This window comes from Nonomuraea sp. NPDC049625 (assembly GCF_040675285.1).
Taxonomy (GTDB): domain Bacteria; phylum Actinomycetota; class Actinomycetes; order Streptosporangiales; family Streptosporangiaceae; genus Nonomuraea; species Nonomuraea angiospora_A.
The window spans coordinates 15,408-41,347 of sequence record NZ_JBFAOQ010000004.1; the positions used below are offsets into that span (position 1 = coordinate 15,408).

Here is a 25,940-nt window from a genome sequence, read left to right on the forward strand (position 1 = left end):
GGGCGCGCACCTCCGGGCCGGAGTGGCGTCCCCGCAACGAAAACCCGTCTCGCGGTGCAAAAACCACTTGCCACGAGATGGCGATCAACGCGCAGAATATAAGCAAAGATGTAACAGTCAGAAACCGTCCGACATAACGGTAAGGTCACTCGCAATAGATCGACAAGACCGGAACGGTCACTTACCACACCCCATCTGACCTGCGGAAACGTCCCATTTTAGACGGATTTTTCGGGATCCATCCGGGGGGTTGTGTCACGAAACCCGGACATAAATTGGCGACTACGCAAAGTGATCCACTTCACGTTGATCTCATCGTCAAGTGAGTTCGGACACCATCTTGACGACACCCCCCGCACCCCCGCTCGGGCGCTCCCCCGGCCCTCCGCCGCCGGCACCCCACCGACGAAGGCCCGTACGAGGCATGACGAGGCCGGTCAGCGAGGGGGCGCCACCGTCCCGCGGCCCGCGAAAAACCGGCCCGGGGCACCGGAAAAGGTCACCGTGGGCACCGGTTTACTCACCGAGAGAATTCGCAGTGCTGTGTCGAGTTGACGCCCTTTACAGCACCCCGGTCGCGAGGGATCATCTCTCTAGAGAGCTTGAGTCTGATTAGGCTGGACAGCCGGTTAGAGGGGCCTCTTGTCGGAAATTGTTGACCACGACCCCATTATCTCCCTCGCCTCTCCCGAACTCCTTGCCGACCCCTATCCCTGGTACGAAATCCTCCGCCGGGAACGACCCACATTTTTCTACGACCGACTTAACTCCTGGATTTTCAGCCGGTACGACGATTGCGTCTCCGTGCTGAAGGACAGCGCGAACTTCGCCGCCGACTGGCGCCGCGTCGGTGAGACGATGCCGCCGCGGGCGATCAACATGCTGACCCTGGACCCGCCGGAGCACACCGTGGTCCGCCGGTTCTTCATGGAGGCGCTGCGCGAGCAGGACCACCCGGCCCTGGAGCAGATGATCGCGCAGCACACGACCGAGCTGTTGGCCGGTCTCGCGCGCCGCCCGTCGTTCGAGTTCCTCACGGAATTCGCCGAACCGCTGGCGCTGTCGACGACCTCCGCGTATCTGGGCGTGCCGATGCCGGATCCGGCCTGGGCCGGCCGGGCCGCCCGGGACATCGTCGCGGGGATGGACGCCGGGCTGTGGCCCGAGCGGGCGCGGCCCGTAATGGCCGCGCAGGAAGAGCTGGCCGTGCTGGTCGAGGGCTGGCTCGCCGATCCGCCGCCCTCCGGCGTCGTCGGCGACATCGCGCGGCGGGCGGCCGGCAGCGGCGTGGACCCGGACATCGTCGCCAACACCGTGCGGGGGCTGCTGTTCAGCGGCTACAGCTCCGGCAGCAAGCTGCTCGGGCTGGTGGCGATCGCCCTGCTGCACCAGCGGGCCGGCGAGCTGGAGCGGTTCGGCGAGGCCGACACCGCACGCGCGGTGGACGAGCTGGTCCGCTACGCCTCCCCGATCCAGGCGGTCGCCCGCGCGTGCGTGCGCGACACCGAGGTGGGCGGGACCACGGTGCGCGCGGGACAGGCCGTCACCCTGTTCCTGGGCGCGGCGAACCGGGATCCCGCGCGGTTCCCCGACCCGGACACGGTGCGGCTGGACCGCCATCCCAATCCGCATCTCGGCTTCGGCCGGGGCCCGAAGTCCTGCCTCGGCTCCCCCTTTACAGCCATCTTCACCCGGGTGGTGCTCCGCGTCCTCGCGGAGCGTTATCCGGACATCCGGGCGCTCGGCGCGCCGACGTATTTCCCGAACCTGACCGCCCGCAGCATTGAGCGTTTCGACGTTGCCCTTCGGTGAAGGAGGTTTATGTGCTGAAGGTCGTCGGAGCATCGTTCGGGCGGACCGGGACCTCTTCGGTCCGATTAGCGCTGGAGACCCTCGGATTCGGCCCCTGCCATTACATGAAAGAGCTTTTCGCCGCCCCCGCGCATGCCCGGGAATGGCTCCGCGTCGCCGACGGCGGAAAACCCGACTGGAAACGGCTGCTCAATGGTTTCACCTCGACGATCGCCTGGCCGGCGGCATTCTACTGGCGGGAGCTGGCCGCCGCCTTTCCCGAGGCGAAGGTCCTGCTGATCGTGCGGGATCCGGCCTCGTGGTACGCCAGCATGAGCCGCACCCTGTACCGCACCAGGCCCGCCGGCCAGGAGACGGCCGTCCGGGACCAGGTCATCGAGAAGATCGTCTGGCAGGGGACGTTCTCCGGGCGGTTCGAGGACCGCGACCACGCCATGGGCGTCTACCGGGCCCATCTGGACGAGGTTCGCGCGGCAGTGCCGTCCGGACGGCTCGTCGAGGTCGAGCCGTCGCATGGCTGGGAGCCGCTCTGCACGGCCCTGGAAGTCGACGTGCCGGACCAGCCCTTCCCCGTGGCGAACACCACTGGCGACTATCTGCGCCGCGCCGAGCAGGCCGGGGTGCTCCCGTCACGATGAAAAGGACAGGTAAGTGGCGCTCACCGTTTCATCCACCGCCGACCCGTACGGAGTGGTGGCAGCGCATTGGGACCACCTGCACGTGGGCCCGCGATCGGCCGCGCTGGTCTCCTTCTTCGCCGACCTGGCCCCGCCCGGCGGGCACGCGCTGGAGATCGGCCCGGGTACCGGCCGGATGACCCTGGCGGTCGCCGGGCGCGCGGCGAGCGTGCACTGCCTGGAGCCCTCCCCCGGGATGCGGGCGGTGCTCATGACCAAGCTGGCCGCGCGGCCGGACCTGCGGGACCGGGTGACCGTGCTGGCCGGCGCCGCGCCGGACTTCCCTCTCGACCGGCGCTTCGACTACGTCTACCTGGCCGCCGTGCTGCAGGACGTGCCGCCGCAGGCGCGCCGGCCGCTCTTCGCCGGCTTGGCCGAGCACCTCGCGCCGGGTGGCGTGCTGGCCATGGACATGCTGACGGACGAGGCCGTACCCGACCATCCCGAGCGTGAGACGCGCGGCGCGCACCAGGGAGAGTGCCGCTACACCCTGTCGTCGGCCGTCCGGCCGCTCGGTCCCGACCTGGCCGGAGTGCGGCGCGTCTACCGCACCTACCACCGCGACACCCTGGTGGCCACCGAGACCGTGGAATGCGACTACCACCTCCATCGGCCCGCCGACGTGCTCGCCGACCTGCGCGCGGCCGGCCTGACCGCCATGGGCGGCTCGGCCGTCGCCGACAAGGTGACCCCGCTCGACGACAAGGGCACGCTGATCGCCCGGCTCTGAGCTCGAGGCCCACCGTGGACGTCCCGCGGCCACCTGCCAGGTTGCCGGGCGCCGTTCGGGCCTCGGAATCGTCCGCCGGACCTCGGCGGACGGCAGCGGCGAGTCAAGGAGGTGCGCCATGCGGTACTGGTACTGATCACTCACACCGTGGCCTGATCCTGCGCGATCAGGCCACGGCCTGGCCCTGGCAACGACACGAACGGGGGGTCATCCGATGCTCCAGTCCCACGACACCGAGGTGCTGGTCGTCGGGGGCGGCCTGACCGGGCTGTCCTGCGCGCTGTTCCTGGCCCGGCACGGCGTACGGTGCACGCTCGTCGAGCGCCACCCCGACCTGCTGAGCCACCCCAGGCAGCGCAGCCTGGTCCCGCGCCTCATGGAGATCTACCGGCAGGTCGGTCTGGAGTCCCGGATCCGGGAGAACCGGGTGGATTTCGCGAGCTCCGCGGAATACGTGGCCATCCGCGCGGAGACGCTGGCCGGCGCCCGGCACCTCCCCGTGGACCAGCAGGACGACGCCGCGCGAACCGCCGCCTTCAGCCCCTGCTCGGGCACCCCCATCGATCAGAACCGGGTGGAGGATCTGCTGCGGACCCGGGCGCGTGAGTTCGGCGCGCGGATCAGGTTCGGCACCGAAGTACGCGGCCTCACCCAGCACGAGGACGGGGTGGAGGCGCACCTGCGCGATCTCGACGGCACCGGGCATCGGCTCCTGGCCCGATACGTCGTCGCGGCCGACGGCGGGCGCAGCTCGGTCCGGGACGGGCTCGGCATCCCGATGGAGGGGCCGGTCGACTTCTTCCGCCTGCTGACGCTCATGGTCGAGGCCGACCTCCGTCCCGCGCTGGCCGGCCGTACCGTGCACATGGCCTTCCTCGAACGGCCCCGGCCGCGGACGTACCTGATGGCGCTGGACCGGACCGGTCAGCGGTGGGTCTTCGGCACCACGGACGATCCGGACGGCGAAGAGCCGGACGAGGACGAATGCGTCGAGCTGGTACGCGCCGCGGCCGGCCTGCCGGAGGCACGGGTGACGCTCCGGCCGCAGATACCCGGCACCGCCAGGACCGTCCTGCGCTTCGAGGTCGGCGCGGCCGTGGCGGCCGCCTACCGGAAGGGGCGGGTGTTCCTGATCGGCGACGCGGCGCACCTGATGCCGCCGACCGGGGGATTCGGCGGTGTCGTGGGCGTGGAGGACGCGCACAACCTGGCCTGGAAGCTGGCCGCCGTCGTCCATGGTCACGCCGGGGAACGGCTGCTCGACACGTACGAGGACGAGCGCCGCCCGGTCGCGGAGTTCGCCCTGCGGCAGGCGCTCGCGCGCTACCGGTCCCGCCTGGAACGGCTACCCGCGACCGATGAGGTGCCGGTGGACCGCTCGACCGTGATGATGGGGCACCGCTACCGGTCGACGGCGGTGATCGGCGGCGCGAGCGGGGTGACCGCGCCGGTGGAGGTCTCCGGCCTGTGCGGAGAGCCCGGCACCAGGGCTCCGCACCTCCCGCTCGCCGGCTCCGGCGAGCGATCCACCATCGACCTGTACGGTGACCGCTTCGTCCTGCTGACCGGCCACGACGGCCAGGACTGGGTGACGGCGGCGGGCAAGCTGCCCATGCCGGTGACCGCCCGGCGGCTGGAGACCGACGGCGCGGCGGCGCGGCACGGCCTCGGGCCGAGAGGGGCGGTGCTGGTGCGGCCGGACGGGTTCGTGGCCTGGCGCAGCCCGGGACCGGCCGCGGATCCCGCCGCGGAACTGCTCGCGGCGCTCACCGCCATCCTGTCCGCGCCGCCCCCGACATAGGCATGATCACGGCATCCACTTGCCGCCCGCGACGTCGATCGTGAGCCCGGTGAGCCAGGACGAGGCGTCGGAGGCGAGGAAGGCCGTCACGTTCGCGACGTCGAGCGGGGTGCCGAGCCGTCCGAGCGGGTGCTCGGCCAGCATGCGCTCCTGATACTCCTGCGGCATGCGCTCCGCCAGCCGGTCCGTCATGATCGTCGAAGGCGCGATCGAGTTGACCCGGATGCCGGTGGGGCCGAGCTCGTGCGCCAGTTGCCTGGTCAGCGCGATGATCCCGGCCTTGGCCACCGTGTAGGCCACGGAGGCGGAGGTCGCGGTACGGGCCGCCAGCGACGACATCGTGATGATGGACCCGCTGCGCCGCTCTCTCATGCGCGGCAGGAACCCCTTGATCACCAGGAACGTCGAGGTGAGGTTGGCGTGCATGGTGGCGTGCCAGTCCTCCTCGCTCGTCTGGTCGATCGGCCGCGGGATCCCGGTCCCGCCACCCGCGAAGATCGCCAGCACGTCCACGGGTCCGATCCTGCGCTCGACCTCCACCCGCATCTCCTCGACGGCGGCGAAGTCGGTGGTGTCGGCGGCGACGCCGAGCGCCCCGCCGCCGATGCTCTTCACGGCCGCCTCGATCGCGGCGGGGTCGCGCCCGTTCACGACCACCCGCATGCCCTGCTCGGCCAGCACCCGGGCGGTCTCCCGCCCGATCCCCCCGGAGCCGCCGGTGACCAGCGCTACCTTGCCCTGCAGATCCGGATACATCATGACTTCCACTCCCTCGCCAACTCGCGGCCGTTCCCTTGCGAGTCAACGTTGCCCTGTGCGGAGGGCTCGGTACATCAGGCGCGAGGGGCGTTTCCCGCTGCGCCCGTGGGCGTGTGCCAGGGCGCGGTCCGTACTCCGTAGGTCGTACGCGAGGTATGTCAGGGCGGCGGCGTGGAGCACGCAGTCGTCACAGCACCGGTGTGACGTCGGTGTGAACGAAGTCGTCGCCCTTGAAGAGCAGTGGCTCATGACAATCTCTTGCCAGCGCGTAGGAGAAGCAGTCGCCGTAATTCAGCCCAGCTTTGTGCCCACTCCCCCTGCCATAGTCCCAGTAAGCCCGACGGGCGATGCGTGCCTGCTGCACTGTGACAGGCATGATTTCGACCTTCATCCTGCTCAGGAAATCGTCCAGGAGTCGGGAAGCGGCCGGATCGCGCGTACGCTCGACCACGGCGGCTACCTCCAGATACGTCGCGGCCGACATACGGCGCAACACGGCATCTCGGATTGCTTCAGTAAAGGCGGCGGCATCCGGCTCTCCCTTGAGGATCGCGACGATCGCGCTGGTGTCAATGATCACGCGGGGAGCCCCGTCTCGGAGTCATACAGGAAGTCGGTGGACAGGTCCGCATCACCCAATCTCGAGCGGATCTTCGCGGCGAGCGCGAGCAGTTCTTCCGCCATCGTGGCGTCTTCTTCCTCCAGACGCTTGGCAAGCAGACGCTCGCGCCGCTCGCGCAGGGCGGAGATGACGGCGGCGGTCTTGCTCTCTCCCGTGAGCGCGCCGATCTCCGCTGCCAGCCGTTCGGCCTCGGGATTTTTGATGTTCAAGCTCACGACGCCTCCTTCTACCCTGTCCTTACTCAGATTCTACCCTTTCTCCCCTGGGCCTTCAGCTGCGACGGCCAGGAAGTAGTCGTCACCGCCCACCTGGCCACCCTTCAGCGCCACTTCGAGCCCGTCGTATGCAGGATCGTCCGAGGTCAGCACGCATACCGGCGCGCCAGGGGCCAGCGCGGCGACCACGTCCAGGGAGCGGGCGCCGAGCGCGGCCACGACCTGGCCCGAGGTGTCGCCGCCCGCCACCACCAGCCGCCCGACCAGCCCGGCGCGGACGGCCACCGAGGCGATCCGCCCGAGGAGGTCCCCGATGGCCGCGGGGTCCCGGGCCGGGCCGCGGGTCGACTGGACGATCGTGTGGCGCCCCTCCCCCAGGCTCTCCGCCACCTCGGCGAGGAGCCCCGCGAAGGAGCCTGTCGCGCCTCGAAGCCCGCTGAAGGCGTCCAGCACGCGCCACCCCGCCCGCTCGGCCGCGTCGATCTGACGGACGGTGATCGGAGAGCGGCTGCCCGACACGACCAGCACGGGGGCGGCGGGGCCGAGCGGCTCGGGCTCCCGCCGCCGCCCCGCACCGGCCGCCGCCACGTGGGCGGAGGCGAGGGCGTGGCTCAGGCCGCCGGAGCCGACGCAGTACAGCGGCCCGCCCCGGCTTCCCGCGTCGGCGAGCAGGAGGCGGCCGAGCGCGCGGACGTGCTCCTCGGTCTGGGCGTCCGCCACGAAGGCCGCGTCCTCCCCCAGCGCCCGATACGCCTCCTCCGACGGCGCGGGCGACGCGGGCAGCCAGCCGACCCGCCCCGCCCCCTGCTCCGCCAGGCGGATCCGGAGGTCCGACTCCGAGGCGGGGGTGACCGGGTGGTCGCGCATCGGCGGGTAGCGGTCGAGCCGGTGGACCTCGGCGCCCGAGCGTACGAAATGGTTCGCGAACCACGTGTAACGCCCCAGCTCCGGCTGAGCGGCGAGCACCGGGACCGGGCCCCGCGCCAGCCCTTCACGGTGGAGGGCCGCAATAACCGCCCCGATGCTCCCGTGCGCGGGCGAGGAGTCGAACGTCGAGCAGACCTTGTACTGGATCACCAGCGGCCGCAGCGCCGCCACGGCCTTGAGCACGGGCAGCACCACCGGCACCGGGTCCGCCGACGCCCGGGCGGTGGTGGCGATCCCGATGACGTCGTACGCGTCGTCCAGACGGCCGGCGTCGGTGACCAGGGAGCCGGTCAACCCCAACCGCCTGAACTGCCACAACGCGTCGGTCGCCCCCGTGAAGTCGTCCGCGACGAAGGCGAACGACGTCACGGCCACCTCACCCCTTCCAGCCTCACTTCCGGATCACCCCGCCGAAGTACGTCAGCGCCGCGCGCAGCTCCGGCTCGTCCACCTCGTCCAGCGGCACGCCCGCCACGGAGGCCGCCCAGGCCTGGCGCATGCTGGTGATCCCCGCGGCCGGACCGTCCGGGTGGCCGAGCACGCCGCCCCCGGCCAGCACCAGCAGGTCGGTGGTCCCCGTACGGGCCAGGGCGACGGGCGCGGTGCCGGCCCACTGGGCGGACGACAGCACCGGCAGGCAGGGGAAGCCGCCGAGCAGCGGCTCCCGGACCGCCGCCACCGTGGCGGCGACCTCGTCGTCCGTGACGTAGAACTTGCTGTGGAACCCGCCGCAGTGCAGCTGGTCGACCCCGGCCAGCCGGGCCAGCTTCTGGTACGCCACGTGGCCCATCCCGAGCCCCGGGTGGCGGGCCAGCGCCCCGATGCCGGTGACGTGGCCGTGGATCGGCACCCTGGCGTGCCGGCGCAGCATGGCGACGGCCGGGAAGCCGACGACGTTGAGGTTGACCATCACGCAGGTGCCGCCGGCGGCCACCACCAGGTCGTGGTTGCGCAGCATCCGGTCGGGCTCGTCGCTGATGTTGAACGCGTACATCGGCCGCCGCCCGGTCCGCCGCTCCACCTCGTCGAGTGCGGCCGTCACCGCGCGGATCCGCTCGGGGAGCGGGGCCGGCGGGCAGTCGGCGTTCACCTCGTCGTCCTTGATGAAGTCGGCTCCGGCCAGGCCGAGCTCGCGCACCAGGTCCACGTAGTCGGCGGGGCGCAGCCCGACGTTCGGCTTGACGATGGTGCCGATCAGCACGCCTTCGGGACGGGCGACCAGCCGCCGGGTGCCCTCGACGGCGAACCCCGCCGGCAGGTAGGCCGCCCCGAAGGCGTCGGGCAGCTCCAGGTCCACCAGCTTGAGCCCGGCCAGCTCGCGCAGCTCGTAGAGGTTGCCCGCGACCACCGGGAGCAGGTTCGTGAGCGACGGACCGGTGTTCGCCAGCGGGAAACCGATCCTGACCAGGGCCGCCGTCAGGGGCCCGTCCCCGATCGCGCCCGGCAGGGGCTCGGAGCCGGGCGCGGTCTCCGTGATGGACAGCACCACGGCGCTGTGGCGGGCGCGCAACTCGTCGGTCTCGCCGCGCACGCTGACGAAGGTGCCGGTGCTCTGCTCCCCCGCGATCGCGCTCACGGCCTGCTCCAGCGGGAGGCGGGTGAGCACCCGGTACGTCGCGACCGTGAGCTCGCCGCTCACAGCACGGCCGCCAGGTGCTCCATGGCGAGCGGCGGGCTGGCGAGGATCGGGACCGGGGCCTCGACCGTACCGGCCACGCGGGCCATCGACGCCTGGGCCAGCACGATCACGTCCACCTCGGCGGCCAGCGCGGCCAGCGCCCCGGCCACCCGCGCGTCGTGCGTGGCGGCGTCCCCGCCCATCAGCGCCTCGAACGCCCCCTCGCACACCCTGGCTGTCAGCGAGACCTCCTTGTCCGAGGCGGCCGCGCGACGGCGTACCAGGTCGGCGGTGGGTTCGAGGGTGGTGGACAGGGTGGCGAGCACGCCGATCCGGCGGCCGAGGGCGACGGCACGGTCGGCCATCGGCCGGTCCACCCGGGTCACCGGCACGCCCGTCAGCGGCTCGGCGGCCTCCACGGCGGCGCCGATCGACGAGCACGTCACCAGGATGTGGTCGGCCCCGGCCGCCTCCGCGGAGCCGATGTGGCCGGCCACGCGGCGGGCGGTCCGCGGGGTGAGCCGGCCGGCGGCGATGGTGTTCTTGATCAGGCTGTCGTCGACGATGTTGAAGGTCTCGACTCCCGGCAGGTGCTCGGCGCACAGCTTGGCGAACACGTCGACCAGGGTCGCGGAGGTGTGGATCAGTCCCAGCCTCTTTGTCATGAGCCTCACTTCATCAGATGAAATGTCATCTTCATCGGATGAAATGCTATGAAAAATCAGGCGGGAGCGGTAGCGTCCGGAGCGTGGCAATCGATCCCAAGCGGGACAGGCACGCCCAGGTGGTCCAGGCCCTCGGCCCCCGCATCGTCACGGGCGAGCTCGCTCCCGGCACGTCCATCCCGATCGAGGAGGACCTGGTGGGCGAGCTGGGCATCGGCCGCTCCGCGGTCCGGGAGGGCGTGAAGGTCCTGGCCGGCAAGGGCCTGCTGGAGACCAGGCGGAGCGCGGGCACCAGGGTGCGCCCGCGCGAGTCCTGGAACCTGCTCGACCCCGATGTCCTGAGCTGGCGGTTCGAGCCCGAGCCGCGCCCCCGGGACATCCAGATGCTGGCCGACCTGCGGGTCGCGCTGGAGCCTGGCGCCGCCAGGGTGGCGGCCGAGCGGGCGGACGCGGTCGCGGTGCGGCGCATCGACGAGGCCCTGGCCGCGCTGTACGCCACAGCCGACGACCCCGAACCCTTCATCGAGGCCGACCTGGCCTTCCACAAGGCGGTGTTCGCCGCGGCGGACAACGACCTGCTGCTCTACATCTACGACATGATCAGCATCGCCCTGCGCTCCGTCCGGCAGGTGCACACCCGTTCGGTCGCGCACAACAAGGAAACGCTGCCCGGCCACGAGCGCGTGGCGCTGGCGATCAGGCGACGGCACCACCGCAAGGCCGAGGAGGCCATGCGCGAGGTGGTCGAGGTCGCCCGCGCCGACGCCGAGCAGCACGTACGCCTCTGCTGCTAGCTATCTCCAGCAAGAAAGAGCTGACTTTGGACGTCCTCATCGACGTGGACGGCCCCGTGGCCGTCGTCACCCTCAACAGACCCGCCAAGCTCAACGCGATCACCCCTGACATGGCCGCCGCGCTGCGTGCCTGCCTGGGCCGGGTGGACGCCGACCCCGCCATCCGGGTCGCGGTGCTCACGGGCGCGGGCGAGCGCTCGTTCTGCGTCGGCAGCGACATCCGCGAGCTGGACGAGTACGCCACGCCGTGGGAGTTCCGCAACCGCGGCGACTACGGCGACGCGGTCCGCGCCCTGCGCAAGCCGATCATCGCGGCCGTCAACGGCTACGCCTACGGCGGCGGCCTGGAGCTGGCCATGGCCTGCGACATCCGCCTGGCGGCCGAGACGGCGACGTTCGCCGCGCCGGAGATCAAGCTCGGCTGGATCGGCGGCAGCGGCCAGTCGGCGCTGCTGGCCCACTCCGTCGGGCCCGGCAACGCCGCCACGATGCTGCTCACCGGCGACCCCATAGACGCCGCCCGCGCTCAGAGCTGGGGGCTGGTCACCGACGTGTTCCCGCAGGAGAAGCTGGTGCCGGCGGCTCTCGAACTGGCCGCGACGATCGCCAAGCGGCCGCCGATCGCCGCGCAGACCGCCAAGGCCAACCTCAAGGCGGCCTATTCGATGCCGCTCGACCAGGCCATCCAGTACGAGCGCGACCTGCAGACCGTCTGCTTCGCCACGGAGGACGCGGCCGAGGGCCGGGCCGCCTTCGCCGGGCGCCGCGAGCCCGTCTTCGAGGGGCGCTGATGGGCGTCCTGGACGGCTACCGCGTGGTCGACCTGTCCATCGCCATGGCGGGCCCGCTGGCCGCCATGCGGCTGGGCGACCTGGGCGCGGACGTGGTCAAGGTGGAGCCGGTGACCGGCGAGTGGCAGCGGCACGCCCCGGCGGGCGGGGCGACGGGGAACCAGGTGAACGCCTCGTTCCTGTCCCTCAACCGCAACAAGCGCAGCCTCGCCGTCAATCTCAAGTCCGACGAGGGCCGCGCCATCGTGCACAAGCTCGCCGCGACGGCGGACGTGTTCCTGCAGAACTACCGCGCCGGCGTGGCCGAGCGGCTCGGCATGGACTACGACACGATCCGCGCCATCAACCCGGGCATCGTGTACGTCTCCATGTCCGGGTACGGCGAGACGGGCCCGTACGTGTCGAGACCCGGCCAGGACCTGCTCCTGCAGGCCATGAGCGGCGCCATGCTGAGCACCGGCCGCGACGGCGACCCGCCCGCGCCCGCCGGCACGTACGCCATCGACGCCATCACCGCCTACAGCGCCTTCGAGGGCGCGCTGGCCGCGCTGCTGCACCGCGAGCGGACCGGCGAGGGCCAGCGGGTGAGCGTCAACATGCTGGACGCGGCCGTCGCCGTGCAGATGCAGGAGCTGTCGATCTTCACGGTCGGCGGCGTGCCGCAGCGGCGCGGGCACGAGCCGCACGGCCACACCTACATCCGCGCGCCGTACGGGGTGTTCGCCACCAAGGACGGCTACCTCGCGCTCGGGATGCCCAGGCTGGACGCGCTCGCGGTCGCGCTCGACCTGCCGGAGCTGGCCGCCATGGACGGCGACGCCGACGGCCACACCCGGCGCGACGAGATCACCGCGATGGTCGCCGGGCGGCTGCCGGAGCGGACGACGGCCGAGTGGCTGGAGATCTGCGCCCGCCACGACCTGTGGGCGGGCCCGGTGTACGGGTACGCGGAGCTGGTGGCGGACCCGCAGGTCAAGCACAACGGCTCGTTCGTCACGTACGAGCACCGCACCGAGGGCACGGTCACCACGCCCGGCTTCCCCTACGGCTTCAGCGCCACCCCGCCGCGGGTGCGCCGGGGCGCGCCGCTGGTCGGCGAGCACACGAGGGAGCTGCTGGAGGAGCTCGGCTACCCGCCGGAGCGCACGGCCGAGCTGGTGGCGGAGGGCGTGCTGGCATGCGAGGACTGACCTGGGACCATCCCCGGGGGTACGCGCCGCTGGACGAGCTGACCCGGCTCGACCTGGCAGGGGACAACCCCTACGGGGACGTGCCGGAGCCGATCGAGTGGGACCGGCAGCCCCTGGAGGGGTTCGAGTCGGAGCCGATCGCGAAGTTGTGCGAGACGTACGACGTGCTCGTGATCGACCATCCCGGGCTGGGCGCGGCCATGGACGCGCTGGTGCCGATGGACGAGCTGTTCGACGAGCCGGTGGAGACGCGGTTCGTCGGCAGGAGCTACGAGAGCTACCACCTGGAGGGCCGCCAGTGGGCGCTGCCGCTCGACGCGGCCACCCAGGTGAGCGCGGCCGGGCCCGGCGTCGAGGTGCCGAGGACGTGGCCGGAGATGGCGGAGTTCGCGCGGGACACGCGGATGGCGCTGTGCCTGGGCGGGCCGCACGCGTTCCTCATGTTCTGCGCGCTGTGCTCGGGTGACTTCCTCGACGAGGCGGCCGGGGAGCGGGCGCTGGAGCTCATGTCGGAGCTGCTCGCGCGGGCCGACCGCGACGTGTCGCTGCTCAACCCGATCGGCGTGCTCGACACCATGACGGCCGGCGGGGTGGACTTCTGCCCCCTTCTGTACGGCTACGTGACCTACCCTCTGACCTTCTCGGACGCCCCCGCCTGGCCGGGCGAGCCGCCCGGGAGCGTGCTCGGCGGCACCGGGCTCGTGGTCTCCAGGCGGCGCGTCGGCTCGATCCGCGAGGCCGTCCGCGCCCACCTGCGCCGCCTGGTGTCGGAGCCCGTGCAGACGAAGCTGTTCCCGGCCACCGGCGGGCAGCCCGCGGCCCGTTCCGCCTGGCAGGGCGACCCCACGCTCGCCACCCTGGAGGCCGCCTGGATCAGGCCGCGCTTCCCCGGCTACATCGCTTTGCAGGAGCGGTCGTCCGCGCTGGTCCGCGACGGGCTGCTCGCCCGCGTCCGGCCCCGCGACCTGGTCAGGGACCTGCACAAGGAATGGAGGCAGACATGACCACGGCGCTCGTGACAGGCGCCGCCGGAGCGCTCGGCAGGGCGATCGTCCGCCGGCTGGCCGCCGACGGCCACCAGGTGGCGGCGCTCGACCTCGACGCCGGCTCCCTCGAAGGCGCGCTCAACCTGAAGGTGGACCTGCGCGACCCGGCCGCGATCGAGTCCGCGTTCGCCGAGACGGCCGCGCGGCTCGGCCCGGTCGGCATCCTCGTCAACAACGCGGCGATCTACCCCGCCAGGCCGTTCCTGGAGGTGCCGCTGGCCGAGTACGAGGACGTGCACGCCGTCAACCAGCGGGCCTACTGGCTGGCCGCCCAGCACGCGGCCGGGCAGATGACCTCGGGCGGCGCGATCGTCAACATCGCCTCGATCACCATGCACGGCGGCTGGTCCGACCTGGCCGCGTACGTGGCCACCAAGGGCGCGGCGGCGGCGCTGACCAGGGCGCTGGCCCGCGAGCTGGGACCGCGGGAGATCCGGGTCAACTGCGTCTCGCCGGGCGCGTTCCCGACGGCGGCCGAGGAGATCCACGAGGACCCCGAGGCGTACAACCGGTTCGTCCTGGAGCGGCAGTCGCTCCAGCGGCGCGGGACGCCCGACGAGCTGGCGGCCGTGGTGTCGTTCCTCGCGGGCCCGGACGCGTCGTTCGTCACGGGCCAGACCATCGAAGTCAACGGAGGGTGGGTGATGGCATGACGCCGGACCGCAGGCGGCTGGCCGAGCTGACCGGGGACCTGAGCGCGGCCGGCGGGGTCCGGCTGGTGACGCTCGGGGACGGGGTCGAGCGGGGCATCAGGACGCTGGAGTTCCGTACCGGCTCGGGGCTGGCGTTCGACGTGCTGGTGGACAGGTGCATGGACATCGGGCACGCCGAGCACGCCGGGCGCTCGTTCGGCTGGCGCTCCCCCACCGGCTTCCGCCACCCCGGGCTGCACGAGAACGCCGACGAGGACGGGCTGTCCTGGCTGCGCTCGTTCTCCGGGCTCATCGTCACGGCCGGGCTCGACCACACGCTGTTCGGGGGCGAGGTGCCCGCCGGCACCTACCACTACCCGCCCCGGCAGTCGGTGCGGCACGGGCTGCACGGCCGCGCGGGCAACCTCCCGGCCCGGCTCACCGGGTACGGCGAGCGCTGGGACGGCGACCGCTGCGTGCTGTGGGCCGAGGGCGAGGTGCGCCAGGCCGCGGTGTTCGCCGAGAACCTGCGCCTGGTCCGCCGCATCGAGGCCGACCTGGGCGGCGACGAGATCAGGCTCGTCGACACCGTCACCAACGCCGGGTTCGAGCCGGCGCCGCACATGTTCCTGTACCACATCAACCTGGGCTGGCCGCTGCTCGACGAGGGCGCCCGGCTGGAGGCCGACATCCGCGAGACGCTCTGGCAGAGCGACAGCGTGGCCGAGCAGAAGGCCGACCACGTGACCTTCCCCGGGCCGGCGCCGGGGTTCGTGGAGCAGGTGTACGAGCACGCGCTCAACCCCGGCGCGGACGGGCTGCACCGGGTGGCGGTGGCCAACGACCGGCTCGGGATGAAGGTCACCGTGGAGTGGCGGGCGGAGGAGTTCCCGTACTTCTTCGAGTGGCTGAACCTGCGCTCGGGCAACTACGCCGTCGGCCTGGAGCCGTCCACCCACCACGTGTCGGGCGACGCGGCGGCGCGGGAGGACGGCAGCATGATCTGGCTGGGCCCGCAGGAGTCGCGGACCTACCGCACGACCTTCCGCGTCTCCTAGTGGAGCCGGTACGCGCGGCGGGCCGTACCGGCGAAGACCTCGGCCCGCTCGCCTTCCGACAACCCGGCGCACAGGTCGTCCGCGGCCTGTGCGACCTGGTCGTACCCGGCCGCGAGCAGGCAGACCGGCCAGTCGGAGCCGAACATCACCCGCTCGGGCCCGAACGCCTCCAGGACGGTCTCGGCGTACGGCCGCAGGTCGGCCACCTGCCAGGACGCCCAGTCGGCCTCGGTGACCATGCCGGACAGCTTGCAGTAGACGTTCGGGCGGGCGGCCAGCTCCAGGATCCGGCTGCGCCACGGCTCCAGCTCGCCGGTGGCGATCGGCGGCTTGGACAGGTGGTCGAGCACGAACGTGAGCTCGGGCATGGCCGTCACGGTGTCGACGGCGGCGGGGAGCTGGTGCGGCAGCGTGAGCAGGTCGTACGCCAGCCCGGCGGCGGCCACCGCGGCGAGCCCGCGGCGCACGTCGGGCCGGGTGAGCCAGTCGGGGTCCGGCTCGGACTGGACGCCGTGGCGGACGCCCACCAGCCCGGCCGGCAGGCCCGCCAGGGTGTCGGCGGCGTCGGGCGCGGTCAGGTCGATCCAGCCGACGACGCCCGCGACCAGGTCGGACTTCGCGGCCAGCGCCAGGAACTCGCGCGTCTCGGCCAGATCGGGCAGCACCTGCACCAGCACGGTCGCGGTCACTCCGGCCGCGGCCGCGGGCCCGGCGAGGTCGTCGAGGGTGAACGTGCGCCGGACGGGCGCCATCGGCTCGGGGTCGAGCCAGCCGTGCGGGCGGGCGGCGAGGTCCCAGATGTGGTGGTGGGCGTCGATACGGGTCATGCTTCAGTCCAACTCGGTCCAGAGGGCTTCGGGAATCGGGGTGGCGGCCAGGGCGAGGTCCTCGGCCACCTCCTCGGGGCTGCGGGCGCCGACCACGATGCCGGTCACGGCCGGGTGGCGCAACGGGAACTGGAGCGCGGCCGCCGCGAGCGGCACGTCGTACGCGGCGCAGCGCTCGGCCAGGCGGCGCGCCCGCTTCAGCACGGGCTCGGGCGCCGGGGCGTAGTCGTAGTACGCGCCGGGCCCCGGGTCGGCCAGGATGCCGCCGTTGAACACCCCCGCCACCAGCACGCCTGTGCCGCGCTCGGCGCACAGCGGGAGCAACTCGTCGGCCGCCGTGCGGTCGAGCAGGCTGTAGCGGCCGGCCACCATCACGCAGTCGACGTCGGTCTCCCGCACGAACTTGACCAGCATCTCGGCCTGCGTCATGCCGACGCCGATCGCCCGCACCCCGCCCTGCTCGCGCAGCCGCGCGAGCGCCGGGTAGGCGTGCCGCACGGCCTCCTCCCAGTGGTCGTCGGGGTCGTGGATGAGCAGGATGTCGAACGCGTCGAGCCCGGAGCGTTCGAGGCTGGCGGCGAGCGAGGCGTAGACGCCCTCCACGGTGTAGTCGCGCCTGGCGGGGCCGAGCAGCGCGCCGACCTTGCTGGACACCGTCGCCTCGGACCGGTCGACACCCGCGAGGAAGCTTCCCAGCCTCCTCTCGGCCAGGCCGGAGCCGTAGCGGGGGGCGGTGTCGAAGTAGCGGACGCCCGCGGACCAGGCGGCGTCGAGCGTGGCGGCGGCCTGCTCGTCGCCGACCGCGGTGTAGAGCCCTGCCAGGGGCGCGGTGCCGAGGCCGATCCGGGAAACGCCAACGCCGCTGCGTCCGAGTTTCTCCATGATCGGCAACCTAGCAGAGCTCCCATCTTTCGGCTAGATCTACGGGAGGTATGGACATCAGATGACTTCTTCGCGTAAAGATACATCCTACGTTCACCGCGCTTGTGGCGTCCCTGTGAGCGGCTGCTGAGCCGGACAGGTCGTACGCATCCATGCGCTCCCCCCTCCACCGTGTTCTGGAACAGGAGTGACGGTGTCCAACGACGGCTACACACGACGAGGCGTACTCAAGACCGGCTTAGGCGCCGCGGCCGGGTCCCTGCTCGTGACCACCCCCGCGCACGCCTCCACGGCCGCCGGCCCGCTCAAGCTCTGGTACGACCGCCCGGCGGCGGCCTGGCTGGAGGCGCTGCCGGTCGGGTGCGGGAGGCTCGGGGCCATGGTCTTCGGCGGCGTGGCCACCGAGCGCCTGCAGCTCAACGAGGACAGCATCTGGGCCGGCGGGCCACACGACTACGACAACCCCGAGGCGCTGGCCGCGCTCCCCGAGATCAGGCGGCTGGTCTGGGAGGACAAGTGGCAGGCCGCCCAGAACCTGGCGGACAAGAAGTTCCTCGGCAAGCCCAGCGAGCAGGCGCCGTACCAGGTGCTGGGCGACCTCACGCTGACCTTCCCGGGCGCGGCGGAGTTCACGGAGTACCGCCGCGAGCTGGACCTGTCCCGGGCCGTCACGACGGTCACGTACGTGCGGGACGGCGTGCGCCACACGCGCGAGGTCTTCGCCAGCAACCCGGACCAGGTCGTCGTCGTCCGCCACACGGCCGACAAGCCCGGCTCGGTGACGTTCCAGGCGGCCTTCACCAGCCCGCAGGCGTCCTCCACCTCCTCCGCCGGCCGCGACTCCATCGCCCTGGACGGGGTCAGCGCCGACACGCAGGGCCTGAAGGGCGAGGTCCGCTTCCGGGCCCTGGCCAGGGCGGAGGCCCGCGGCGGCGCGGTCCGCACCGACGGCGGCACGCTGATCGTCGAGGGGGCGGACGAGGTCACGCTGCTGATCTCCATGGGCTCCAGCTACCGCAGCTACAAGGACGTCGGCGGCGACCCGGCCGAGGTGGCGGGCCGGCATCTCACGCGTGCGTGCGGGCAGCCGTACGAGGTGCTGAAGCGCAAGCACGTACGGGACTACCAGCGGCTCTTCGGGCGGCTCGAGATCGACCTGGGCACCTCGGAGGCCGCCGCGCTCCCCACCGACCAGCGGATCGCGCGCAAGCAGCTCGACACCGACCCCGGACTGGCCGCCCTGTACTACCAGTTCGGGCGCTACCTGCTGATCTCCTCCTCCCGCTCGCCCGGCTACGCCGCCAACCTGCAGGGCATCTGGAACGACTCGCTCACGCCCGCGTGGGAGTCGAAGTACACGATCAACATCAACTGCGAGATGAACTACTGGCCCGCCGCGCCCGCGAACCTGGTCGAGTGCATGGACCCGCTGTTCGACCTGATCAAGGACCTGGCCGAGACCGGGGCGAGGACCGCCGCGGCGCAGTACGGCGCGAAGGGCTGGGTGGCGCACCACAACACCGACGGCTGGCGCGGGACGGCGCCCGTGGACTTCGCCTTCTACGGCGTGTGGCCCAGCGGCGGGGCGTGGCTGTGCCTGATGCTCTGGGAGCACTACCTCTACACGGGGGACGAGCGGCGCCTGCGCGAGCACTTCCCGCTGATCAAGGGGTCGGTGGAGTTCTTCCTGGACACGCTGCAGACCGATCCCCGGAGCGGCTACCTGGTGACGAACCCGTCGCACTCCCCGGAGGTCGGGCACCACGAGGACGGCGGCGAGAACGTCAGCATCTGCGCGGGGCCCACCATGGACATGCAGATCCTGCGGGACCTGTTCGGGGCCTTCTCGGAGGCGTCGGAGATCCTGGGGGTCGAGGCGGACATGCGCGCCAAGGCCGCGGACGCCCGGTCGAAACTCGTCCCCAACCAGATCGGCCACCTGGGGCAGATCCAGGAGTGGCAGGAGGACTACCGGGGGGACGCGGCCCTCTCGCGCAGCCGCCACATCTCGCACCTGTGGGGCCTCTTTCCCGGCCACCAGATCGATCCGCGGCTGTCGCCCGACCTGGCCGCCGCCGCCCGGCGCACCCTGGAGCTGCGCGGCGAGGCGGGGGCCGGGTGGTCGCTCGCCTGGAAGATCAACTTCTGGGCGCGGCTGCTGGACGCTGCTGAGGCGTACAAGCGGCTGTCGAACCTGCTGCTGCCCGCCCGTACGGCGCCGAACATGTTCGACCTGCATCCGCCGTTCCAGATCGACGGCAACTTCGGCGGGACGTCGGGGATCACGGAGATGCTGCTGCAGAGCCACGGGGACCAGGTGCACCTGCTGCCCGCCCTGCCCGCCGCCTGGCCGGCCGGGTCGATCCGGGGCTTCCGGGCGCGGGGCGGCTTCGAGGTGGACCTGTCATGGAGCGCGGGCGCGCTGACCGGGGGGCGCATCCGCTCGGACCTGGGCCGCGAACTCACCCTCCGGACCGCCGCGCCGGTGACGGTGACGTCGGGCGGGCGCCCGGTCACGGTCTCCCGCCCGGAGCCTAACGTCGTCGTCCTCGACACCCGCCGAGGCACCACCTACGACCTCACCCCGTCCCCCTGACCCCCACCCGCCCCCGCCCCGCCCGGGCAAGCGCCCTGCCTGGGCGCCGGGCTCCACCGCACCCCGTCCGGACGCGGCGCCGCTCAGACGGTGGCGGTGGGCGGGGGTGGGGAGGTGCGGGTGCGGGGGCGGGTGCGGGAGGCTTCGCCGCGGGCGTGGGCGGCGAAGAGGCGGGCCGCCTCGTCCGGGTCGCCCGACGCCAGGGCCGCCACCAGGTCGTCGTGGTGGCCCGCCATGGCCGTCCAGTCCCCGTCGTACAGCGGGTTGCCCACCACGTGCAGGCTCCACAGGTTCGACTCGATGGTCCGCCACAGCCGCAGCAGGAACGAGTTGCCGCACGCCGCGCAGACCCGCCGGTGGAAGGCCAGGTCGGCGTCGCGGAAGGCGCCGATGTCCCCGTCCTGGGCGGCCTGCCGCATGGCCAGCACGTCGGCCGAGAGCTCCCGCAGGGTGTCGGCCTGGATGCGGGCGGCGGCGCCCCGTGCGGCATACTCCTCCAGCAGCACCCTGATGTCACGGACCTCCCGGGCCTGCTCGTCCGAGATCTCCGCGACGTAGCTCCCCCGGTTGGGATAGGAGATGACCAGCCCCTCGTGCGCCAACCGCTTGATCGCCTCACGCGCCGGGGCCTGGCTGGTGCCGACCCGGCGGGCGATCTCCGCTTCCACCAGCCGCTGCCCAGCCACCAGCTCCCCCGAGACGATCCACCCGCGCAGCAGCGCGTAGACGCGGTCGGACAGGAGCTCCCTGGGCAGCAGCCGGGCCGCGGGCGGCGCGATCTGCTGCTCCTGCCAGATCCGGGCCACCGTCGACTGCGACAGCCCGAGCTGGCGCGCCATCGTACGGGTCGAGGGCACGGCCGTGCCGACCGCCGCGGCGGCGATCACGCGCTCGGCCTCCTGCCGCTCCGCGGTGCGCGGGCGGCCGGGCCGGGGCGCGTCCGCCAGCCCGTCGAGCCCGCGCTCCACGAAGCGGGCCCGCCATTTGGCCACCGTCGCCGGGCTCACGTCGAGCCGGTCGGCGATCTCCTTGCGCGGCAGCCCGTCCGCGCAGGCGAGCACGATCCGGCTGCGCAGTCCCAGACCCCCGGAGGACCCTTCGGCCCACTCGCGCAGCGCGGTGCGCTCCTCCTCGCCCAGCATCAGCCGCTTGTCGTCATCGCGTCCAGCCACGGCCCCACCTTAACGTATTTATGACTCAGTCATCCGCTGGAAACTTATTTGTAGCACCACATAGCCCCTTGACGAGGCCATGTGACCAACGTATTAAATAATCGCTAATCGAGTATCGACCCATTAAAAGGCGTCGCAGATCTCGCCCCCTTGGAGGTGCGATGCGTTCCCCCCATCCATTCCTCGCTCCCACAGCCCTCAGCTGCCTGCTCCTGCTCACCGGCTGCGGCGGGGGCGGCTTCGCCGGCGACTCGCAGGCCAAGCAGGGCGAGGGCGGCCAGATCACCGTGCGAATGCTGGTCAACATCACCCCGAACCTCACCCAGGCGTACTGGGACGGCCTGGTCAAGCCGTTCGAGCAGGCCAACCCCGGCGTCGACGTCAAGGTCGAGGCGCCGACCGGCAAGGGCGTGGCCGACACGCTGCCGCAGCAGCTCGCGGCGGGCAACGCGCCCGACGTGGTCGAGACGCTGACGGTGGACGAGACGCTCTCCAAGCAGATGCTCGACCTGACCGACCAGCCGTGGGCGAAGGACACGCCGCTGGCCAAGGAGGCGAGCCTGGGCGGCAGGATCTACACGGTCGGCGTCGGCGTGCAGGCGCAGTCGCTGGTCTTCTACAACAAGAGCGCGTTCGACAAGGCCGGGATCGACAAGCCGCCGGCCACGCTCGACGAGTTCGACGCCGCCATGGGCAAGCTCAAGACGGCCGGGTGGCTGCCGCTGCAGACCGGCGGCGAGTTCCTGACCGGGCTCCAGCTGCTGCAGTTCTCCGGACCGTCGCGCGCCCAGCTCCACCCCACCTGGCAGCAGGACGTCAAGGCGGGCAAGCTCAAGGCCGGCGAGTCGCTGCTGCCCTACCTGGAGCGCTACCGCACCTGGATCGACAAGGGCTACGTCGACAAGAACGCCCTGGGCACGAAGTACGCCGACGCCGAGACCGCGTTCCTGTCCGGCAAGGCCGCCATGTACGTGATGGGCAGCTGGTTCACCGCCGCCGAGGCCAAGTCCACGAAGGACTTCGAGGTCGGCGTCTTCCCCGCCCCGGTCGACAAGGGCCAGGCGTATCCGGGTCCGCAGGGCGCCACGATGGCGGCCCCGTACATGATCCTCAAGTCCACCCCGAACAAGGACGCGGCCCTCAAGCTCGTGCAGTGGCTCGTCACCGACCAGGCGGCGGTCAAGAGCCAGCTCAAGCAGGACGGCAACTTCCGCGCCGGCGTGGAGCGCGAGTTCACCCCGCTGGAGAAGCAGGTGCAGCAGATCCTCGACAGCGCCCCCTCCGGCGTCCCGCAGGGTGAGGGGTACGGCGACGCGACCCTCCCCAAGGGCTTCAACGCCGCGTGGAACACCGAGGTCCAGGGCCTGTACGTGGGCAAGTCGCCCAAGGAAGTGGCCGAGGGCGTGGACCGCTGGCTGGCCGGCCGCAAATGACGCTCACCCGGGAAGCGCCCCCAGCCGTCCCCGAAGCCCCCGCCCTTCCGAAGACCAGGCGCGGTGACGGGTGGGCCACCACGATCATGGTCGCCCCCGCCACCGTCCTCTACACCGTGATGCTGATCGTCCCGGTCGGCCTGGCGCTCTACCTGAGCCTCACCGACTGGGACGGCTTCAGCGCCGACCCCGCCTTCGTCGGCGCCGCCAACTACCTCGACCTCCTCGACGACCCCGAGCTGCGCCGCGCCGCCCTCGTCACCCTGCTGGTCGCCGCCGCGGGCACGGCCGGGCTCAACCTGCTCGGCCTCGGCTTCGCCCTCCTGGTGAACGGCGCCTCGAAGGCGAACACGTTCTTCAGGATCGTCCTGTTCTATCCGCACGTGCTCAGCGCCCTCGTGGTCGGCTTCCTCTGGTCGGCGATCCTCGGCACCAACGGCGCGGTCAACAACCTGGTGACGAAGTGGGGCGGCGAGGTGCTGCCGTTCCTGTCGGACCCGGCGTGGGCCACGGTCACCATGATCGGGGTGCTGGTGTGGGCCGGGTTCGGGGTCAACGTGGTGCTCTACCTGGCGGGGCTGCAGGCCGTGCCGCACTCCCTGATCGAGGCGGCGCGCATCGACGGCGCGACGCGCCGGCAGGTGTTCAGGAACGTGACGCTCCCGGCGCTCGGCCCGTCCGTGACGGTCAACATCGTGCTGTCGCTGGTGACGCTGCTCAAGACGTACGACCTGGTGGTGTCGCTGACGGCGGGCGGCCCGGCCGGGCAGACGCAGACCGTCGCCTACCTCATCCTGTGGAACTCCTTCCACGACGCCCGCCTCGGCTTCGGCTCCGCGCAGTCGGTGCTGCTCATGCTGGTGACGGCGGCGCTGGCGTTCGTGGTGACCAGGCTGCGCAGGCGCGGGGAACTGGCGGTCCACCAGTGAGAAGGACGTTTCTCTGGGCGACCGTCGCCTTCATGCTGATCCCCCTGTACGTGCTGACCGTCAACGCGTTCAAGGGCCAGCAGGACATCCTGGCCGACCCGTTCGGCCTGGGGGGTCTCACGCTGGAGCCGCTGGGCAGGGCGCTGACGAACCCGCAGTTCAACGTGGTCAAGGGCTACGCGGTCACGCTGCTGTTCGTGGTGGCGGTCAACGTGCTGTCGGTGGTGCTGGCCGCGCCGGCCGCGTACGTGATCGCGCGCAGCCCGAAGCGCCGCTTCCGGATGCTGATGCTGTTCTTCCTGGCCGGGACGTTCATCCCGGGCCAGGTGCTGGTCATCCCCGTCGTGTACGTGCTCAAGACCCTCGGCCTGATGGGCACCATCCGGGGGTTCGTGCTGTTCGAGACCGTGTTAACGCTACCGTTCTCGATCTTCCTGTACGCCGGCTACATCGCCACCATCCCGGCCGTGCTCGACCAGGCGGCGGCCGTGGACGGGGCGGGCAGGCTGCGTACGTTCTGGCAGATCGTCTTCCCGCTGATGAGGCCCGCGGTCGCCACGATGGTCATCCTCAACACCTTCTCGGTGTGGAACGACTTCGTGAACCCGCAGATCATCCTGGGCCCCGGCAGCGGCCTCTACACCGTGACCACCGGCGTCTACGCGGCCGTCAGCCAGTACTCCACCGACTACACGGTGGTCTTCCCGACGCTGCTGCTGGCCATCGCCCCGCTGCTGGTCTTCTTCGTCTTCATGCAACGGCACATCATCAGCGGCCTGACCGCCGGAGCAACGAAAGGGTGAAGATGCGGACAGTATCTCCGGGACCCGCGAACGGTCCCTCCGTCACGGCGACCGTCCCGCTCGGCGTGCCACCGGTCTGGGCGGTGCTCGAGCGCAGGCTGTTCGACGCCCTCGACGAGGCCTGGCGGGCCTTCGCCGCCCGCTACTGCGGCCCCGACGGCCGGCTCGTCTACCACGGACCGGCCGCCGACCGGGACGGCGCCGACGACTTCTACGAGGCGTTCTTCAACTGGCCCACGCTCTACCAGCTGGGCGGGGCCGACGACCTGCTGGACGCCTCGAAGCACCACTGGGAGGGCGTGACCGCGCAGCTCACCGAGCTGGGCTACCTGGTGGACGAGTTCGAGCGCGGCTATGACTGGTTCCACCAGGGCGAGTCGCTGCTGCTGTTCTACGGCATCTGCGCCGCCGACCCGCGCGACGAGCAATTCCGCGAGCGCGCCCGCCGCTTCGCCGACCTCTACCTGCCCGGCTCGGCCAACTACGACGCCGAGCACGACATCATCCGTGCCCCGCACAACGGCGCCGGCGGCCCCCGCTACGGCCTGCAGTGGGAGTGGGCCTCCTACCACACCGACCTGATCAGCATGCGGCCGTACGGCCTGCCGCTGCGCGACCTGCCGGGCATCGCGGAGTGGGCGGACCTGGGCGACCCGAGCAACGCCGCCCGCATGGGCGCCGCCATGAACGAGCGCCTCGGCCGCGGCGACGTGGCCGTCAACCTGGCCGCGACCAGCCTGGCCGTCAACGCCTGGCTGTACGACGGCGACGACCGCTACCGCGACTGGGCCCTGCGCTACATCGGCGCCTGGGAGCGCCGGGCCGCGGCCAACGGCGGGATCCTGCCCGACAACGTGGGCCTGTCCGGCGAGGTCGGCGAGCTGCACGGCGGCCGCTGGTACGGCGGCACCTACGGCTGGCAGTGGCCGCACGGCCTCTACAGCGTCGGCGCCGCCGCCGCGATCGCCGCCGTCAACGCCCACCTGCTGACCGGCGACGAAGCCGCGCTCGCCATCGGCCGCGACCCCCTGGAGATCGTGTACGACAAGGCCATCCAGGCCGGCGTGACCGAGACGGAGATGAGCACCAGCGACCGCTGGCTGGCCGAGCTGGGCGACGAGGCCGGCAAGCCCACCATGCTGGTGCCGAACCGGCACGACGACGGGGGCTGGTTCGACTTCCAGCCGCCGCAGCTCGGCCTGCCCGTCTGGCTCTGGCACACCTCGCTCGGAGGACAGACCGCTCTCAGAGGGCAGGACGCCGAGCGGCTCGACCGGCTGAGAGCCGCCTCCGGATACGACTGGGCCACGGTGCGCCCGTTCCGGAACAAGGAGGAGGCCGGGCACGAGGCGCCCTGGCTGGAGTTCCTGCGCGGCGCCAACCCCGGCTTCCCCGAGGCCATGCTGTCCACCGCGCTCGGGCAGGTGCAGCGCCGGATGGCGCTCATCGACGCCGACCACGAGGACCTGTCCGCCATCCACGTGCACCACTGGCAGCGGCTCAACCCCGTGCTCACCGAAGCGCTGCTGCAGCTCGTCACCGGCACCCCGCAGGTGCTCTACAACGGCGGGCTGCTGCCCACCCGGCTGGCCTACTTCGACGCCGACCGCCACCGCCCGGGGCTGCCCCGGGACGTGGCCGCGCTGGTCGACTCGGTACGCCCCGACGGCACCCGCGTCGAGCTGGTCAACCTCGGCCTCACCCACACCCGAAGAGTCGTGCTCCAGGCGGGCGCGTTCGGCGAGCACCGCATCGACCGCGCGGTCATCACCCGGGGGGACGAGGACTACCCCGGTGACCCGCGCTCCTACACCACTCCCCCGATCACCGAGTCGGAGCGGGAGGTGACGGTGGACGGGCCGCGCCTCGTCGTCGAGCTGCCGCCCGGCCGCCGCATCCGGCTCGACCTGCACACGACCGCGCGCGTCCGCACGCCGTCACACCAGTACTACTGAGGAGTT

The 25,940-nt window shown here is 71.8% G+C and carries 24 protein-coding genes; 15 read left to right on the plus strand and 9 right to left on the minus strand.

The features are described 5' to 3' along the window. The first annotated feature begins 804 nt into the window (after positions 1 to 804). The 4 genes from AB0J87_RS18600 to AB0J87_RS18615 all read left to right on the plus strand — a co-directional run bounded on the left by AB0J87_RS18600 (position 805) and on the right by AB0J87_RS18615 (position 5,020). Positions 805 to 1,812 carry a cytochrome P450 gene (locus tag AB0J87_RS18600; protein ID WP_363966664.1) on the plus strand — a complete coding sequence of 336 codons (1,008 nt, stop codon included), beginning with the start codon at positions 805 to 807 and terminating at the stop codon, positions 1,810 to 1,812. An 11-nt stretch (positions 1,813 to 1,823) separates the two neighbouring features. Further along, positions 1,824 to 2,450, plus strand: a complete 627-nt coding sequence (locus tag AB0J87_RS18605) for a sulfotransferase family protein (protein WP_363966665.1) — start codon at positions 1,824 to 1,826, stop codon at positions 2,448 to 2,450. Positions 2,451 to 2,463: 13 nt separating this feature from the next. Further along, positions 2,464 to 3,219 (plus strand): methyltransferase domain-containing protein, encoded by a 756-nt coding sequence (locus tag AB0J87_RS18610; RefSeq protein WP_363966667.1) that lies wholly within the window; start codon positions 2,464 to 2,466, stop codon positions 3,217 to 3,219. 214 nt (positions 3,220 to 3,433) lie between these two features. Next, positions 3,434 to 5,020: an FAD-dependent oxidoreductase gene (locus AB0J87_RS18615; RefSeq protein WP_363966669.1), complete on the plus strand. Its 1,587-nt coding sequence runs from the start codon at positions 3,434 to 3,436 to the stop codon at positions 5,018 to 5,020. A gap of 6 nt (positions 5,021 to 5,026) precedes the next feature. Here AB0J87_RS18615 and AB0J87_RS18620 read toward each other — a convergent pair whose 3' ends face one another. From AB0J87_RS18620 to AB0J87_RS18645, 6 genes are all read right to left on the minus strand, one after another. After that, the gene (locus AB0J87_RS18620; RefSeq protein WP_355201026.1) at positions 5,027 to 5,779 is read right to left on the minus strand and encodes an SDR family NAD(P)-dependent oxidoreductase; all 753 of its coding nucleotides are present in this window, start codon (positions 5,777 to 5,779) and stop codon (positions 5,027 to 5,029) included. Between the two features lie 187 nt (positions 5,780 to 5,966). Further along, complete coding sequence (locus AB0J87_RS18625; RefSeq protein WP_355201028.1) at positions 5,967 to 6,359, minus strand: type II toxin-antitoxin system VapC family toxin; 393 nt, start codon at positions 6,357 to 6,359, stop codon at positions 5,967 to 5,969. Continuing rightward, on the minus strand, positions 6,356 to 6,616 hold the full coding sequence (locus AB0J87_RS18630; protein ID WP_350733771.1) for a type II toxin-antitoxin system VapB family antitoxin: 261 nt from the start codon (positions 6,614 to 6,616) through the stop codon (positions 6,356 to 6,358). The genes AB0J87_RS18625 and AB0J87_RS18630 overlap by 4 nt, the downstream gene beginning before the upstream one ends. A 33-nt stretch (positions 6,617 to 6,649) precedes the next feature. After that, positions 6,650 to 7,912 carry a four-carbon acid sugar kinase family protein gene (locus AB0J87_RS18635; RefSeq protein ID WP_363966671.1) on the minus strand — a complete coding sequence of 421 codons (1,263 nt, stop codon included), beginning with the start codon at positions 7,910 to 7,912 and terminating at the stop codon, positions 6,650 to 6,652. 22 nt (positions 7,913 to 7,934) lie between these two features. Next, positions 7,935 to 9,182, minus strand: coding sequence for a RuBisCO large subunit C-terminal-like domain-containing protein (locus AB0J87_RS18640; RefSeq protein WP_363966672.1), 1,248 nt, complete (start codon positions 9,180 to 9,182; stop codon positions 7,935 to 7,937). Then, positions 9,179 to 9,826, minus strand: coding sequence for an aspartate/glutamate racemase family protein (locus tag AB0J87_RS18645; RefSeq protein ID WP_363966673.1), 648 nt, complete (start codon positions 9,824 to 9,826; stop codon positions 9,179 to 9,181). The genes AB0J87_RS18640 and AB0J87_RS18645 overlap by 4 nt, the downstream gene beginning before the upstream one ends. Before the next feature lie 83 nt (positions 9,827 to 9,909). On the opposite strand from AB0J87_RS18645, the gene AB0J87_RS18650 reads away from it, so the two are divergent. The 6 genes from AB0J87_RS18650 to AB0J87_RS18675 are packed head-to-tail and all read left to right on the plus strand — an operon-like array spanning position 9,910 to position 15,337. Then, positions 9,910 to 10,620: a FadR/GntR family transcriptional regulator gene (locus AB0J87_RS18650; protein WP_350733778.1), complete on the plus strand. Its 711-nt coding sequence runs from the start codon at positions 9,910 to 9,912 to the stop codon at positions 10,618 to 10,620. 26 nt (positions 10,621 to 10,646) lie between these two features. Further along, positions 10,647 to 11,411 carry an enoyl-CoA hydratase/isomerase family protein gene (locus AB0J87_RS18655; protein WP_363966674.1) on the plus strand — a complete coding sequence of 255 codons (765 nt, stop codon included), beginning with the start codon at positions 10,647 to 10,649 and terminating at the stop codon, positions 11,409 to 11,411. Further along, on the plus strand, positions 11,411 to 12,601 hold the full coding sequence (locus AB0J87_RS18660) for a CoA transferase (protein WP_363966675.1): 1,191 nt from the start codon (positions 11,411 to 11,413) through the stop codon (positions 12,599 to 12,601). Before AB0J87_RS18655 ends, AB0J87_RS18660 begins: the two co-directional genes overlap by 1 nt. Continuing rightward, a complete protein-coding gene (locus AB0J87_RS18665; protein ID WP_363966676.1) occupies positions 12,589 to 13,605 on the plus strand; it encodes a hypothetical protein in 1,017 nt (338 codons plus the stop codon). The genes AB0J87_RS18660 and AB0J87_RS18665 overlap by 13 nt, the downstream gene beginning before the upstream one ends. After that, entirely contained in the window at positions 13,602 to 14,300 is a 699-nt protein-coding gene (locus AB0J87_RS18670) for an SDR family oxidoreductase (protein ID WP_363966678.1), read from the plus strand. The genes AB0J87_RS18665 and AB0J87_RS18670 overlap by 4 nt, the downstream gene beginning before the upstream one ends. Next, the gene (locus AB0J87_RS18675) at positions 14,297 to 15,337 is read left to right on the plus strand and encodes an aldose 1-epimerase family protein (RefSeq protein ID WP_363966680.1); all 1,041 of its coding nucleotides are present in this window, start codon (positions 14,297 to 14,299) and stop codon (positions 15,335 to 15,337) included. Before AB0J87_RS18670 ends, AB0J87_RS18675 begins: the two co-directional genes overlap by 4 nt. Here the strand turns inward: AB0J87_RS18675 and AB0J87_RS18680 are convergent. Both AB0J87_RS18680 and AB0J87_RS18685 read right to left on the minus strand, forming a co-directional pair. Further along, positions 15,334 to 16,164 (minus strand): amidohydrolase family protein, encoded by an 831-nt coding sequence (locus AB0J87_RS18680; RefSeq protein ID WP_363966682.1) that lies wholly within the window; start codon positions 16,162 to 16,164, stop codon positions 15,334 to 15,336. The genes AB0J87_RS18675 and AB0J87_RS18680 overlap by 4 nt on opposite strands. A gap of 3 nt (positions 16,165 to 16,167) precedes the next feature. Beyond that, positions 16,168 to 17,046 (minus strand): aldo/keto reductase, encoded by an 879-nt coding sequence (locus AB0J87_RS18685; RefSeq protein ID WP_350733790.1) that lies wholly within the window; start codon positions 17,044 to 17,046, stop codon positions 16,168 to 16,170. A 193-nt stretch (positions 17,047 to 17,239) separates the two neighbouring features. On the opposite strand from AB0J87_RS18685, the gene AB0J87_RS18690 reads away from it, so the two are divergent. After that, a complete protein-coding gene (locus tag AB0J87_RS18690; protein WP_363966684.1) occupies positions 17,240 to 19,642 on the plus strand; it encodes a glycoside hydrolase N-terminal domain-containing protein in 2,403 nt (800 codons plus the stop codon). An 83-nt stretch (positions 19,643 to 19,725) separates the two neighbouring features. Here AB0J87_RS18690 and AB0J87_RS18695 read toward each other — a convergent pair whose 3' ends face one another. Continuing rightward, positions 19,726 to 20,814, minus strand: a complete 1,089-nt coding sequence (locus AB0J87_RS18695) for an FCD domain-containing protein (RefSeq protein ID WP_363966685.1) — start codon at positions 20,812 to 20,814, stop codon at positions 19,726 to 19,728. A 161-nt stretch (positions 20,815 to 20,975) separates the two neighbouring features. Here AB0J87_RS18695 and AB0J87_RS18700 point away from each other — a divergent pair, with 161 nt between their 5' ends. The 4 genes from AB0J87_RS18700 to AB0J87_RS18715 are packed head-to-tail and all read left to right on the plus strand — an operon-like array spanning position 20,976 to position 25,934. Next, positions 20,976 to 22,247, plus strand: a complete 1,272-nt coding sequence (locus AB0J87_RS18700) for an extracellular solute-binding protein (RefSeq protein WP_363966687.1) — start codon at positions 20,976 to 20,978, stop codon at positions 22,245 to 22,247. Then, positions 22,244 to 23,176, plus strand: coding sequence for a sugar ABC transporter permease (locus AB0J87_RS18705; protein ID WP_363966689.1), 933 nt, complete (start codon positions 22,244 to 22,246; stop codon positions 23,174 to 23,176). Before AB0J87_RS18700 ends, AB0J87_RS18705 begins: the two co-directional genes overlap by 4 nt. A 32-nt stretch (positions 23,177 to 23,208) precedes the next feature. Next, a complete protein-coding gene (locus AB0J87_RS18710; RefSeq protein ID WP_363966690.1) occupies positions 23,209 to 23,979 on the plus strand; it encodes a carbohydrate ABC transporter permease in 771 nt (256 codons plus the stop codon). Between the two features lie 2 nt (positions 23,980 to 23,981). Further along, on the plus strand, positions 23,982 to 25,934 hold the full coding sequence (locus tag AB0J87_RS18715; protein WP_363966691.1) for a hypothetical protein: 1,953 nt from the start codon (positions 23,982 to 23,984) through the stop codon (positions 25,932 to 25,934). The last annotated feature ends 6 nt before the right edge of the window (positions 25,935 to 25,940 follow it).